The sequence below is a fragment of the Stenotrophomonas sp. PvP093 genome, from assembly GCF_017876915.1.
Classification (GTDB): domain Bacteria; phylum Pseudomonadota; class Gammaproteobacteria; order Xanthomonadales; family Xanthomonadaceae; genus Stenotrophomonas; species Stenotrophomonas muris.
The window spans coordinates 1,041,413-1,054,157 of the sequence record NZ_JAGIOX010000004.1; the positions used below are offsets into that span (position 1 = coordinate 1,041,413).

General features: G+C 60.0%; 13 protein-coding genes. 9 read left to right on the plus strand and 4 right to left on the minus strand.

From position 1 onward, the window contains the following. The first annotated feature begins 195 nt into the window (after window positions 1-195). From J3A72_RS07370 to J3A72_RS07385, 4 genes are all read left to right on the plus strand, one after another. A complete protein-coding gene (locus J3A72_RS07370; RefSeq protein WP_014646102.1) occupies window positions 196-1,395 on the plus strand; it encodes a site-specific integrase in 1,200 nt (399 codons plus the stop codon). Window positions 1,396-1,543: 148 nt separating this feature from the next. Then, on the plus strand, window positions 1,544-1,906 hold the full coding sequence (locus J3A72_RS07375) for a type II toxin-antitoxin system RelE/ParE family toxin (RefSeq protein ID WP_034010229.1): 363 nt from the start codon (window positions 1,544-1,546) through the stop codon (window positions 1,904-1,906). Further along, a complete protein-coding gene (locus tag J3A72_RS07380) occupies window positions 1,906-2,226 on the plus strand; it encodes a helix-turn-helix transcriptional regulator (RefSeq protein ID WP_014646104.1) in 321 nt (106 codons plus the stop codon). Before J3A72_RS07375 ends, J3A72_RS07380 begins: the two co-directional genes overlap by 1 nt. 24 nt (window positions 2,227-2,250) lie before the next feature. After that, the gene (locus tag J3A72_RS07385) at window positions 2,251-2,853 is read left to right on the plus strand and encodes an ABC-three component system protein (protein WP_245336367.1); all 603 of its coding nucleotides are present in this window, start codon (window positions 2,251-2,253) and stop codon (window positions 2,851-2,853) included. 103 nt (window positions 2,854-2,956) lie between these two features. Here the strand turns inward: J3A72_RS07385 and J3A72_RS07390 are convergent, their stop codons facing one another. Then, window positions 2,957-3,937: an IS5 family transposase gene (locus J3A72_RS07390; RefSeq protein ID WP_075076136.1), complete on the minus strand. Its 981-nt coding sequence runs from the start codon at window positions 3,935-3,937 to the stop codon at window positions 2,957-2,959. A 48-nt stretch (window positions 3,938-3,985) separates the two neighbouring features. Here J3A72_RS07390 and J3A72_RS07395 point away from each other — a divergent pair, with 48 nt between their 5' ends. The 4 genes from J3A72_RS07395 to J3A72_RS07410 are packed head-to-tail and all read left to right on the plus strand — an operon-like array spanning window position 3,986 to window position 6,905. Further along, entirely contained in the window at window positions 3,986-4,393 is a 408-nt protein-coding gene (locus J3A72_RS07395) for an ABC-three component system protein (RefSeq protein ID WP_345776748.1), read from the plus strand. Further along, window positions 4,362-4,610, plus strand: coding sequence for an ABC-three component system middle component 8 (locus J3A72_RS07400; RefSeq protein ID WP_014646106.1), 249 nt, complete (start codon window positions 4,362-4,364; stop codon window positions 4,608-4,610). The genes J3A72_RS07395 and J3A72_RS07400 overlap by 32 nt, the downstream gene beginning before the upstream one ends. 22 nt (window positions 4,611-4,632) lie before the next feature. Beyond that, the gene (locus J3A72_RS07405; RefSeq protein ID WP_230374612.1) at window positions 4,633-6,393 is read left to right on the plus strand and encodes a DUF2326 domain-containing protein; all 1,761 of its coding nucleotides are present in this window, start codon (window positions 4,633-4,635) and stop codon (window positions 6,391-6,393) included. Between the two features lie 2 nt (window positions 6,394-6,395). After that, window positions 6,396-6,905: a hypothetical protein gene (locus tag J3A72_RS07410; RefSeq protein ID WP_051007147.1), complete on the plus strand. Its 510-nt coding sequence runs from the start codon at window positions 6,396-6,398 to the stop codon at window positions 6,903-6,905. A gap of 140 nt (window positions 6,906-7,045) precedes the next feature. Here the strand turns inward: J3A72_RS07410 and J3A72_RS07415 are convergent, their stop codons facing one another. The 3 genes from J3A72_RS07415 to J3A72_RS07425 all read right to left on the minus strand — a co-directional run bounded on the left by J3A72_RS07415 (window position 7,046) and on the right by J3A72_RS07425 (window position 11,248). After that, window positions 7,046-8,791, minus strand: a complete 1,746-nt coding sequence (locus J3A72_RS07415) for an ATP-binding protein (RefSeq protein WP_014646108.1) — start codon at window positions 8,789-8,791, stop codon at window positions 7,046-7,048. Beyond that, window positions 8,788-10,044: an SIR2 family protein gene (locus tag J3A72_RS07420; protein ID WP_128987718.1), complete on the minus strand. Its 1,257-nt coding sequence runs from the start codon at window positions 10,042-10,044 to the stop codon at window positions 8,788-8,790. Before J3A72_RS07420 ends, J3A72_RS07415 begins: the two co-directional genes overlap by 4 nt. 394 nt (window positions 10,045-10,438) lie before the next feature. Further along, on the minus strand, window positions 10,439-11,248 hold the full coding sequence (locus J3A72_RS07425; protein ID WP_014646110.1) for a hypothetical protein: 810 nt from the start codon (window positions 11,246-11,248) through the stop codon (window positions 10,439-10,441). A gap of 622 nt (window positions 11,249-11,870) precedes the next feature. On the opposite strand from J3A72_RS07425, the gene J3A72_RS07430 reads away from it, so the two are divergent. Next, on the plus strand, window positions 11,871-12,698 hold the full coding sequence (locus tag J3A72_RS07430) for a DUF932 domain-containing protein (RefSeq protein ID WP_014646111.1): 828 nt from the start codon (window positions 11,871-11,873) through the stop codon (window positions 12,696-12,698). Window positions 12,699-12,745 lie beyond the last annotated feature (47 nt).

The following is a 12,745-nucleotide window of genomic DNA, read 5'->3' on the forward strand; positions in this document are numbered from 1 at the left end:
GGTCGACCGGGGATTTTTTGTTTGACGATGACTCCAGCCCGGCACTTCGCTGGACTGCGCCCAAACCCGCTACAGCAGGTTTATCAATGACTTAGGCGCGTCCATCATATGCCGGTGCTTTCCGAAATTTGACCCGGCTTCCGGTCGCGTGGCTCCCATGTGGCTCTCGGAATCCGAGGTTTCCGAGGAGTCATCATGGCAAGAATCAAACTCACCAAGTCCGCTGTCGATGCCGCCAAGCCCCAGGCGCAGGCCATCGAACTGCGGGACACCGTGGTGCCCGGCTTCCTGTGCAAGATCACCCCGGCCGGCCGCAAGGTGTTCATGCTCCAGTACCGCACGAACGCCGGCGAGCGCCGCAAGCCCGCCCTGGGCCAGTACGGGGAACTGACCGTCGAGCAGGCCCGTGTCATGGCGCAGGAGTGGCTGGCCGAGGTGCGCCGGGGCGGCGACCCGAGCGCGGCCAAAGCTGCCGCCCGCAAGGCACAGACCATGAAGGAGTATTGCCTCACCTTCATGGAGGACTACTCCAGGCAGCGCAACAAGCCCAGCACTCAGCGGGGCTATCAGGGCGTAATCGACCGCTGCATCATCCCGATCATGGGGCGGATGAAGGTGCAGGACGTGAAGCGCCCGGACGTGGCCGCGCTGATGAAGAAGCTGGCCCACAAGCCGGCCGAGGCCAACCGCACCTTCGGCGTGCTGCGCAAGATGTTCAACCTGGCCGAAGTGTGGGGGCTGCGTCCGGACGGCACCAATCCGTGCCGCCACGTCCCGATGTTCCCGCCCGGCAAGGAAACCCGGCTCATCGTGGACGACGAGCTGGTGAGGATCTTCCGGCATCTGGAACACGTGGAGGCGGAAGGATTGGAGAACTACGTCATCCCGCTGGCGATTCGCCTGCAATTCGAGTTTGCCGCCCGCCGCTCCGAAATCTGTCCGCTGGAGTGGGACTGGATTGATCTGGAGAAGCGCCGCGTGGTCTGGCCCGACAGCAAGACCGGCGGCATTTCCAAGCCCATGAGCGAAGAAGCCTATCGGCTGCTTTCGACGGCGCCGCGCCGGGAGAGCTGCCCCTACGTCCTGCCGTCGCCCAACGACCCGGCCCGGCATCTGACGCATGGCGAACACTATGGCGGCTGGAAGCGCGTACTCAAGGCCGCCGGTGTGCCGCATGTCGGCACGCACGGTATCCGCCACCGGGCTACGACCGACATTGCCAATTCGGGCGTGCCGACCAAGGTCGGCATGAAGCTGACGGGCCACAAGACGGTGGCGATGTTCATGCACTACGTCCACACCGAGGACAAGCCGGTGCGCGATGCGGCCGAACTGGTGGCGAGCCGGCGGCAGGCCATCACGGGTGCGCTGCGCCCTGCGGAGGCGACGGCATGATCCAGTTCGGGCTTCCTGGGCTATCCGCCGTCGCGCTGGAGACGCTGGAGAAGCTGCCGTATCCGAGCGCCCAACCTCATGGCTCGATTGTCGCATCGCAGTTGCGACAATTTCCATACTTGCCTTCTATATCCGAACAGATATAATGATGAGGGAGAAACGCAAGCTCCTGTTCTGGGAAGGCTCCTCGAAGAAGGACTTCAAGGTGTTCCCCGTCCCCGTGCAGAAAGACATGGGCGTGGCACTGTTCGTCGTTCAGTTGGGGGGTACGCCGGACGTGGCCAAGCCTTGGAAGGGGCTCGGCTCCGGGGTGTACGAGCTGGTGGAAGACCATCGGGGCGACACCTTCCGCGCCGTCTACACGGTACGGGTCGGCGATGCGGTGCATGTGCTACATGCGTTTCAGAAGAAGTCCAAGTCCGGCATTGCCACACCGCAGCCGGACGTGGAGTTGATCGAGAAGCGGTTAAAGGCAGTGCTCGCCCGATATGGTGCGAGCGGGAGATCGTGATGACGCGCAAAGACCATCCTCAAGGCACCGACAACGTGCTGGCCGACCTCGGATTCGCCGACGCGGAAGAGCTGTCGGCGAAAGCCGTCTTGGCGGTCAAGCTGAACGAGCTGATCGACAAGCGTAGCCTCAGCCAGACCGAAGCCGCTCACATCACCGGCATGACACAGCCTAAGGTGTCTCAGGTGCGACGCTACAAGCTGCAAAACATCTCACTTGAACGCTTGATGCAGGCGCTTGTCTCGCTGGACCAGCATGTCGAGATCGTCGTTCGGCCGGCGCGGCGCGCGCATGCCGCCGGCATCACGGTCGCAGCTTAACGATTCGAGCGAGCAAGAGCCGCAATGAAATTCGCATACGAAGACCTCAGTGATGGCCAGTTCGAGACACTAGTCGTTCTCCTGTGCCAGCGGTTGCTTGGGGTCTCGGTACAGGGATTTGCGAAAGGGCCTGATGGCGGGCGCGATGCCAAGTTCATAGGAACGGCGGAACTGCACCCGAGCAAGACGGTCCCGTGGGTCGGTACAACCATCGTCCAGGCCAAGCATACCAACGGCTATAACCGTAACTTCTCCGAGTCCGACTTCTTCAGCACGACGGCCGCGAACACTGTGCTGGGCAAAGAAATTCCCCGCGTTAAGAAACTGCGCGAGGCCAGGCAGCTCGATCACTACATGCTGTTCGCCAACCGTCGGCTGGCAGGCAACGCCGAAACCGAGATACGCGACTACATCGCGTCTCAGTGCGGCATTCCCGCCTCGTCGATCTATCTCTGCGGACTGGAGCAACTGGAAATCTGGCTGAAGCGCTTCCCCGAGGTTGCGAGGGAAGCAGACCTTGATCCGGTCGATTCACCGTTGATCGTCAGCCCCGATGATCTGGCCGAAGTAGTGCAGGCATTGGCGCGCCAGAAAGACGGCGTGATCGCACTGCTAGGGAGGGTCTGAACAACGCACTCTGACACTTGGATTTCAGCGTCAGAGCGCCGGACCAGCGTCGATTTGATCAATTTCCCGCCCTTTCAGGCGGTTTCTGGCGGGTTTTCCCGCCTTACAGGCGCACCACCCCCATCGCCGGCAACAGGCGCCGGCGCGCCATCCACAGGTTCGACAGCGCGAACAGCGTCAGCACCTGCGCCGCGTTCTTCGCCAGGCCGCGGTAGCGCACCTTCGTGTAGCCGAACTGGCGCTTGATCACCCGGAACGGATGCTCGACCTTCGCGCGCAGGCTCGCCTTGTACCGCTCCCAGCGCTCGGTGTAACGCCGCTCGCGCGGGTTCTTCATCGCCCGCAACTTCGACGGCTTCTCCGCGATCAGGAAGCCGGCCTCCACATCCTTCAACTCTTCACGCTTGTCGGCACCGGTATAGCCGCTGTCGCCACAGATCGTGTCTTCCCGGCCGTGCAGCAGCCTGTGTACCCGGGTCACGTCGGCCACGTTCGCCGCCGTGCACTCGACGTGGTGCACCAGGCCGGATTCATCATCGACGCCGATGTGCGCCTTCATGCCGAAGTGCCACTGGTTGCCCTTCTTCGTCTGGCACATTTCCGGATCGCGCTTGCCTTCGGCGTTCTTCGTCGAGCTCGGCGCGGCGATGATCGTCGCGTCCACGATCGTGCCCGCGTGCAGGCTCAGGCCCTTGCGCGCCAGATGCGCATTCACCCGCTCGAAGATCCGCCCGGCCAGGCCGTGGGTTTCCAGCAACCGGCGGAAGTGGAGGATCGTGGTCTCGTCGGGAATCGCGTCCACGCCGCCCAACCGCGCGAACCGGCGCATCACCGGCGTGTCGTACAAGGCCTCTTCCATCGCCGGGTCGCTGAGCGCGTACCACTGCTGCAGGAAATGGATGCGCAGCATCGTCGCCAGCGGGTACGGCTGGCGGCCGGGACGGCCCAGCTTCGGGTAGTGCGGCTCGATCAGCGCCAGCAGCGCCTGCCACGGCACCACCTGCTCCATCTCGGCCAGGAAGATCTCCCGCCGCGTGCGCTTGCGCTGGCCCAGGGTCTCGGCATCACCGAACGTCAGCTGCATCGATCGTCACCCCAATCTGGTGCGCTATTGTCGCCTGCAGCAGCGGAGTTGTTCAGACCTTCCCTAGACGATCCACCGACTGCGCGCGTGACGTACGAGCAGAAGAACGCACTCAACAACATGAGTGCCGACTACGCCAAGGCGCAGCGGCGGAAATACCTGAAGGAGACGGCTCAAATTCGGGCTTTCTTGGCAGCACCGGAAAACCTCGACCTGCTGCGCATGTACGAGTCGGTGGTCGATGAGTTCCAACTCAAGATCATCGCGAAGCGCAAGGACTACCAGACCTTCGACGAGGTCATGGAGTATCTAGTGGACCTGTTGTTCAACCGCGATCCTGTCTTGCGGCAGCACGCCCACAAGCGCCTGACTCGCGCCGTGCTGTTCTACATGTACTGGAATTGCGATATCGGGGAGGTGGGCGATGCTGCGGCCGACCAAGCACTCTCATCCTGATCGCACGGTCATCAACGTCTCGTTGCTGCTGCTGGCTCGCCTGAAGGCCCGGCGCGTGGATGAGTACGACGTGCTGCGCACGTTCGCGAAGAAAAGTGTCGTCGGCGGGGACGTGCTGTTCCTGCCGGCACTGAATTTTCTGTATCTCATGGGCCTGATCGAATATCGCCCCAAGACCGACGCCGTGGAATACATGGGGCCAAATGAAGCTGTCTAGACTTTATTCCAGCAAGCCTGACTTGTTCGAGCCTGTGGAGTTCGTCCAGGGCCTGAACGTCGTCATGGCTGAAATTCGCCTGCCGGAGAACCGAAACAAGGACACCCATAACCTCGGCAAGACCACGCTTGGGCGTTTGCTCGACTTTGGCTTCCTTGCCAAGCGCGATCCCAAGTTCTTTCTTTTCAAACACGTCGAATTGTTCAAGGACTTCATCTTCTTCCTGGAGATCGAGCTGGAAGATGCTTCGTTCGTGACGATCCGGCGCGGTGTGGAAGAAGCCACCAAGATCAGCTTCAAGCGCCATGAGGCCGGGCATCAGGACTTGTCGGGGCTACCGCTGGTGGAATGGGATCACCAGGACATGCCCTTCGAGCGGGCGCGTGACCTGTTGGATGGATTGCTTGACTGGCGCGCACTCAAGCCTTGGGCGTTCCGCAAAGGCTTAGGCTACCTGCTGCGCTCCCAGGATGATTTCCGCGATGTGTTTCATCTGCGCAAGTTCGCGGCTGCGCATTCGGATTGGAAGCCTTTCCTGGCTCACGTTCTCGGCTTTGACGCTCAACTCGTGGCGAAGCACTACGAGAAGGAAGAGCAGCTTGCGGAGAAGCAGTCCACCGCGCAGACCATCAAGAACGAGCTGGGCGGGTCCATTGAGGACATCAGCAAGATCGAGGGCATCCTGCTGCTCAAGCAAAAAGAGGCTGAGAAAAAGCAGAAACTGCTTGACGCCTTCGACTTCCGCGCCCAGGACAAGGACAGCACCAAACAGTTGGTTGATGACATCGACGAACGCATCGCGTCGCTCAATGCCGAACGCTACTCGCTCAACCAGAACAAGAAGAAGATCATCACCTCGCTGGAAGAGGATCAGATCCTCTTCAACCCTGACGAAGCGCAGCGCCTGTTCGAGGAAGCCGGCGTTCTGTTCAAGGGGCAGATCAAGAAAGACTTCCAGCAGTTGATTGCCTTCAATCGGGCAATTACCGATGAGCGCCGCGGCTATCTGCAGGAAGAACGCGCAGAGGTCGAAGCTGAGCTTAAGCGCATCAATGCAGAACTGAATACCTTGGGCAAAAAACGATCGGAAATGCTTTCATTTCTGAGTGGAACCGACATCTTTGGCAAGTACAAGCAGGTCTCGGACGAGATGGTGACGCTGCGCGCTGACATCACTTCCCTGGAGCGTCAACGCGGCTTCCTGCATCGTTTGCAGGAGTTGCGAACCGAGATAAGGGCGTTGACCGAAGAGCGTGGGCATCTACAGACACAGATCGAGGCGGATGTCGAGAAGCAGAACTCCGATCAGAACAGTTTGTTCTCGGCAATCCGCGTGTTCTTCAGCGAGATTGTCGAAGAGGTGATCGACCGCAAGGCGCTGCTGAGCGTATCGCCGAACCAAGCGGGGCATCTGGAGTTCAGGGCGGAAATTCTTGACGAATCAGGCAACGCAACCAGCGCCGACCTTGGGCACACGTACAGGAAACTGCTGTGCATCGCCTTTGACTTGGCCATCCTGCGAGCCCACTTGGACGACAAGTTCCCGCGCTTCGTTTACCACGACGGCGTGTTCGAGTCTCTGGATGATCGCAAAAAGGAAAATCTGCTGACGGTCATTCGCCGGTATGCCGACCTGGGGCTCCAACCCATCATCACGCTGATTGATTCTGACCTGCCAACGCGGGCCGAAGACGATGAGCCGGTGTTCTCGGCCGATGAGATCGTGGTCACATTGCACGACGAGGGTGAGCACGGGAGGCTTTTCAGGACGAAGGCTTGGTAGCGATGGAGGCTTTCTCGTTTGAGTCAGTGTTTCGTCCCCTCTTAGCGGAACAAGAAGCCTACCTGCGTCTTTATCCGCCTGGTGAAGCTGTGCTGCTTGCTTTGCGCGATCTGCTGGAAAGAGACAGTCGCCTACTCTACATCGATGCCAACGAGCGCTCCATCACTTTCCGCTTTGCTATGCATTTGCAGTCCCATCTGAGGGAATGGGAGATCGACTGCGAGTTCAACCGAGATGGCGTCGAGCCCAAGCGGCTTGGCCACATGGAGCTATATCCAGACAGCGAGGACGAGGAGGCGAAAACAGTCTTTCCAGATGTAATAGCCCATCGGCGCGGAAAGAAAGAGAACTTTCTCGTTGTCGAGTTCAAGAAGTCAACAAGCCACGTAGACCGAAGTATTGATCGCCGGAAGCTCCTCGGCTACAAACGCCAACTGGGATACGAGCACGCACTCTTTGTCGAGGTTGGATCGGGCGGACAGGCAAGCATTACATCGCTCGAATGGATTTAACGCCAAGGTCTACTTATACAGATCATCAAGAACAAGGCTTTGGGTTCTGAGTCTGATGTATCTGTGCCTACCCCTCTACTTCAAGCTGCTTCGACTGCCGGTAGGCTGACGCAGTCTGGCGGGCGCAGCGCGAATAAGAACTACGCCTTCCAGTGGGTTTGGTAGTTGGGGCCGTCAGAAAGAGGTTTCGCGCTCGGCGGGAAGACTTGAATGGTCAACGGAATAGGAAAATCGGCGCCGATGATCGCAGCCTCGCCGGGCTTCAGGTTGGGCAGGAACGACGAAGCGGACCGATCAATTTCGCCGCAGGCGCGTTCGACAACCTCGCGGTCCCGATCATTCGTGAGCCGATGCACCACGAGTGTTCCCATCTGGCTCAGAACACCTTCCGTTATGTCGCGTGGGCGCTGAGTTGACAGACAGATGTTGAGTCCGTACTTCCGGCCCTCTTTGGCGATCAACTCGAATGCGTCCAGGCGGGCGACCGCGTCATCGCCTCCGATATGCCGCCCGAGAAAGTTATGTGCCTCGTCGACGATGATGACAACAGGGCAACTCTTGAATGCGCCATCGCGTGCCATGTTGAGAAGATGCCGTCCGATCACGTTCGCGATGATCTCGCGCGCCTTGAACTCAAAGGCAACGCCGCTCAGGCATATCCGAAGCAACCGATCTTCGTTGGAGACGAAGGACGAGATGCTTTCCGTCAATGCAGGAGCCTTCGACTTGAAGACACAATCGAAGGAAGATGAACTGAGAATGCCGCTAATGCGCGACATCAAGGACAGGCAGTACGAGACCTCGCCTGAGTCGCCACCCCATTTGGTGGTGTCCTTCGACCCCCGGGCCACACCGAATCCGTCCGGGTAGACACACTCCTGCTCGATCTGTGAAACGAGCTTCCACACGTCGAACGCTTGCTGTGGATCGTCGAGCTTCTCCGCAATGCCAGCTTTGGCCTCTTCTGCCAAGATCGGGACTTTGGACTGATCGATCTTTTTGATGATCCCACCAGTCGAAATATGGGGAGCGAGGGTGGCAAGTCGAAGACTGCGGATCGCCGCGCGCAGCTTCGGTCCCTGAACCTTGCCGGCAGGCTCAAACAGCGCGATGAAGTCCGATTCAATAAAAGACGTTTGCGGCAAGGCGCAAGGAGAGGACGACTTCGCAGTGTTGACCGGCGCGCCCAAGTGAAAGTTGGAGACGTGCTTTCCGTCAAACCCGCGATACTCCCCCGTCGCGTCCAAGAGGATAATTTTGGTCTTGTAGCGCAGGCATTCTTCGATGATCCGAGCGGTCGTCCAACTCTTGCCGCCGCCAGTGGCGCCCAGAATCGCGCAGTGTCGGCCGAACAGTTTCTCCGGCTTGACCGACACGTAGCTTTCAGGCGCGACATCGATCGAGCCCAGCTTGAGAAGGACGTGGCTGGCTTCGGCCTCCGCCGCCTCCATGAACTTCGGTAAGTTGGCGATGAAGCTGTGCGGCGCAGCGTAGACGCGGTCGCCCAGGCGAGGATAGGAGTCAACGCCCGCCGAGATTCGAAGTGAGTCCATTGCGATGGAGCCCAGCAGTTGGATCGTCCCGATGCCGTCCAAATCTGGCACCCTGCCATGCGAGGTGTCGATCAGGCGCCTGTCGGCATCTGGCAAATGGATCTCGACCACCCGTCCAAGCAGGAGGTTGATCTGTCCCTCGATCAGGACGAACTCTCCAACTTCACCCTTTCCGTATCGGCCACCCAGAAAGTGGGAACCGCTGGGCGAGCCCGCCTCGTTGAGATTGAACTTCACCACCTGGGCGGAAACGGAGCACAACTGGCCAACATACAACTCCGGTCGGAGCAATCCGCGCGGAAAAGCGTCGGTGACGTCAAGCGCGGTACTCATGTCGGTTTGACCAGCGACTTGATGTCGCGCGTGAGCCGCTGCGCGGGCGTCAGCGATTTGAGGTCCGGAATCATCTCGGCGAACTCGCTGAACGTGGCATTGATCAGCCACACGTCCTCGCCCTGTTTGGCGAGGTTGTAGAGCGCATCCCAGTATCGGTTGTTCTCCTTGCTCCGAGAGGTCAGATCATCCGCCGAGGGATTGACGATGATCAACCGCAAATGCGGATTGGTGCGAACCGCCGCGACAATGGGTTCCGACAAGTGATCATCATTGAAACCGAAGCCCGATACGATGAGGCAAGTATTTGGTTCTCGCAGCGCCGCCAGGTACTGCGAGATCAGTTCCAAGTGCGGTTGGACGTAGGACTGTTGGTATTTACCTTTGGCGGGATAGATCAGACAGGCCGTCTCCGGAGTCGGGTCAGTCTTGATCTCGATATCGCCCGAACTGGATTGATCCCAGTTAACCGAACCATGCAGCTTGTACAGGTGAAACACGCCTTCCAACGGGTTGCCAACCTCATCGCCTGTCGAAGGCCGACGGACGATGTCGTACAGGAAGAACCGCGGATCAAACTGCCGGGGCTGTGTAAATGAGAAGCCGTCGAGCAAAACCAGCCCCTGCTTGCCCGCAGCGCGCTCAAAGCAAAGATCGTAGTTCGTCGTGAACAATTTCATCCGCGAGTCGCGAACGCGGCGTCGAGACAGTCGATGCAGGAAAGTGCGATGGCTCGCCAACTTGGAATCGTCGGCGCCATCGAGAAAGGCGGAACATTCTTTTAAGATCACACCCTTTGAGACGGAGACAAATTTCTCGACCTGCTCGCTTTTTTTGATCTGAAGATATGCATCGCAACGCGAAAGCAAAGCCTCGATGTTCTCCTGTTCAACGGCAGTCTCATAGCCGATCTCAGCAATTACGGCATTAGCCTGTTCGGTCGGCTTCCGCTCATCCTTTCCAGTGTCAGGATTCGAGTTCACGCAGTGATCCCACAACGTCCACATCGAAGGACCGTTGATCTCTCCGAGAGACGTCCCACTTCCTGCAAGGGCGACCACATGCTGCATCTGAAGCGAGGAAAGCAATACCGCTTTCAGTTCTTCGCGTGCAGCAGCGGCTTCAGACAAAATCTGCTGCCTCTTTGCGTCGTCAGCCTCGCCAGTTACATCCGGCCTGAGGGACTTCCAAGCGCCGGATTCCGGACTGAAGAAAAGTTGTTGACCGAAGGTGGTCGGCTGTGACGTCGTCATGTCGTCCCTACAGATGTGTTTGGATTCTTCCGGATGCCCGATCGCCCGGGACCAGCCTTTGGAATAGTAACAAAGCGCTTCGCACATTCTGGCCGACCCGCGGCCCAACATCCACGAAAGCCAAGGCTGTGCGTCCCGGCGCGTTCCGCCGTCGGGTTCGCGGGCCGCGCCACGTGCAGAGTCGCGGCCATCCTGCTTTGATCCTTGGCGCCTCCGGCCCACTCGGGCCTGCGCGTTCCGCTTACCCCCAAAGGCGACTGTGTGAGTATTTCTCCAGCAGACCATGAGATGGGTGTTAATTCCTCACTCGCCAACTTCGTGGCCTACATCGAATGAAGTTGTCGTGTACGTTTCGCCTGTCCTAGCGTTGAGCCCTTAAGGCTGAATCGAGCCGCTACTCGGTTCCGTTGCGCTCACGCTGACGCAGGCGCTTCACGTAGGCCTCGTCCAGCAGCTCGTGCGGGCTCAGATCCAACGCACAGTTCGCCAATGAGGCCAATGTCCGGTCTGTGAGCTTGAACCCCCTCGGCAGTTGGCCGTGGTTCTCCGCGCTGTTTTCCTCGATCGAGGCGAACAGTGCCTTGAAGAAGTCGGCATTGGAGGGACGTGTCGCCGCAGTGGCGGCGGCCGTCAGCGGGTCTGTGGCCGCCATCTCCGCCTTCTCCGCATCCGATGCCAGTTCGCGCATGAAGTCACTCAGCGAGGGCCAATACTTCAAATCAAACTGGCCACGAAGTGCATCCAGCTTCTCTTGGACGTAAGACTGAAACAGGTAGTTGTCCCGGGATGCCGCTTCGATCACTTCGCCAACGTGATAGTGGGTTTCGCTGCTGAAGCCCGAGGTGTCGTGCAGGTCTGAGCGCTGTTCCAGCAGCGCCGCCAACTCGTCTGCCTTCCTCGCGATTTGCCGATTGACGTTGGATAGATCGCTGCGTGCAGCGCGAGCCTCCTGCATCTTCTGTGGATTCCAGAAAGCGGCGGTGCTCAACACGAGGCCAAGAAAGACCTGGAGCGCCGGCGGGTGGGAATGGAGCTTTTCGTGCAATTCATCATAGGCGTCCTTCAACTCGACGCCACGCGCCAGCAGTCGATCCGCGACAGCGTTCTCGCTGGGCAGGATGTGGTGTTCGATGTTGTACTGCCTCCCCTCCAAGAGGAGTTTTTCGCAGGCTTGCTGCGGAATCATGGTTTGAGACGAACTCACGGTCTTGTCCTTGATGTTTTAGACCCTTCACAGCGTATTGAACCCTGCCGGATTTGTCGGTACCCGAGCGACTGTCGATGAACCGACTCTGAGGTACCCAGGCAGGTGCAGTCCGGGCGTCCCCGGCCACCTGGGAGATGGCCGGTCGCGCTGTCGTGCGCGTAGCGCATCGAGCCGCCTGCAGCGTCTCGCCCCTGCAGGGCTTCCATCGTTCCCTCGCTCCGCTCGGCTGACGCCTCCGGCCCGGATTCCTCGATCCGGGCCTGCGCGCTTCGCTTGCCGTACGGTCGGCGTGTTGGGGGGCCATTGCCTTGTCCAGCCGTCTCCCCTGACTTCATCACCTTGTCCGCGACTGTAGCCCGCGCCCGTGTGCCGTCAAGGCGCGCAGGGCCGTGTCCTCGGCTGCGCCTGCGGGCCGCACCAACCCTGCGCTTGTTTCCTTGACGGTCCCCCGTCCGCGCGCTCCTGACCGTCGCGGGCGATGAACTCAGGAAAGACGGTGGCAACAGGGCCAACCGGGTTCCTCGTGCCGACCGCACCAAACAGCCGAAAGGCTGGGCTCCGAATCTAGGAATCCGGTGTGCGGTTTGAACAGCAAACCCTTTTCGTCAGGAGAAATGCAATGCAACTCGCATCCCGATTCGCTTCCCGTTCCCCGTCGCTGCGCAGCGACTACCCGCTGTCCGACGATCAAATCCGCAAGGTCGCGCCGTCCATCTTCGCGGACGCCCCGCACGAAAGCCGTTCCGAACGGTACGCCTACATCCCCACCGCCGCCGTGCTGGCAGAACTGCGCAAGGAAGGGTTTGAACCCTTTATGGCAGCGCAAACCCGCGTGCGCCACGACGACCGCCGCGACTACACCAAGCACATGCTGCGCCTGCGCCACGCCAGCCAGATCAACGGCGCGGAAGCCAATGAAATCGTGCTGTTGAACTCGCATGACGGCACGAGCAGCTATCAGATGCTGGCCGGAATGTTCCGGTTCGTGTGCAGCAATGGTCTTGTCTGCGGCGACACGGTGGCGGACGTGCGCGTGCCCCACAAAGGCGACGTGGCCGGTTCCATCATCGAAGGCGCTTACGAAGTGTTGAGAGGCTTCGACCGCGTGCAGGAATCCCGCGATTCCATGCGCGCCATCACCTTGAGCGATGGCGAATCCGAAGTGTTCGCCCGCGCCGCGCTGGCCCTCAAGTACGACGACCCCGACAAGCCCGCGCCCATCACGGAATCGCAAATCCTGATGCCGCGCCGCCACGACGACCGCCGCCCGGACTTGTGGAGCGTGTTCAACCGCACGCAAGAGAACCTGACCCAAGGCGGCCTGCGCGGGCGCAGCGCCAACGGACGCCGCCAGCAAACCCGCCCGGTGCAGGGCATCGACCAAAACATCCGCCTCAACCGTGCGCTTTGGCTGCTGGCCGATGGCATGCGCCAGTTGAAAGCCTGAATCCCCACGCGGCAGGGGCAGGCAGCAGCCCTTGCCGCTTCTCTCGC

What these genes read in the sequence shown, in the direction of transcription:
- J3A72_RS07370 (WP_014646102.1), top strand. Translation starts at nt 196, where the DNA reads ATGGCAAGAATCAAACTCACCAAGTCCGCTGTCGATGCCGCCAAGCCC.
- J3A72_RS07375 (WP_034010229.1), top strand. Translation starts at nt 1,544, where the DNA reads ATGAGGGAGAAACGCAAGCTCCTGTTCTGGGAAGGCTCCTCGAAGAAG.
- J3A72_RS07380 (WP_014646104.1), top strand. Translation starts at nt 1,906, where the DNA reads ATGACGCGCAAAGACCATCCTCAAGGCACCGACAACGTGCTGGCCGAC.
- J3A72_RS07385 (WP_245336367.1), top strand. Translation starts at nt 2,251, where the DNA reads ATGAAATTCGCATACGAAGACCTCAGTGATGGCCAGTTCGAGACACTA.
- J3A72_RS07390 (WP_075076136.1), bottom strand. Translation starts at nt 3,937, where the DNA reads ATGCAGCTGACGTTCGGTGATGCCGAGACCCTGGGCCAGCGCAAGCGC.
- J3A72_RS07400 (WP_014646106.1), top strand. Translation starts at nt 4,362, where the DNA reads ATGCTGCGGCCGACCAAGCACTCTCATCCTGATCGCACGGTCATCAAC.
- J3A72_RS07410 (WP_051007147.1), top strand. Translation starts at nt 6,396, where the DNA reads ATGGAGGCTTTCTCGTTTGAGTCAGTGTTTCGTCCCCTCTTAGCGGAA.
- J3A72_RS07415 (WP_014646108.1), bottom strand. Translation starts at nt 8,791, where the DNA reads ATGAGTACCGCGCTTGACGTCACCGACGCTTTTCCGCGCGGATTGCTC.
- J3A72_RS07420 (WP_128987718.1), bottom strand. Translation starts at nt 10,044, where the DNA reads ATGACGACGTCACAGCCGACCACCTTCGGTCAACAACTTTTCTTCAGT.
- J3A72_RS07430 (WP_014646111.1), top strand. Translation starts at nt 11,871, where the DNA reads ATGCAACTCGCATCCCGATTCGCTTCCCGTTCCCCGTCGCTGCGCAGC.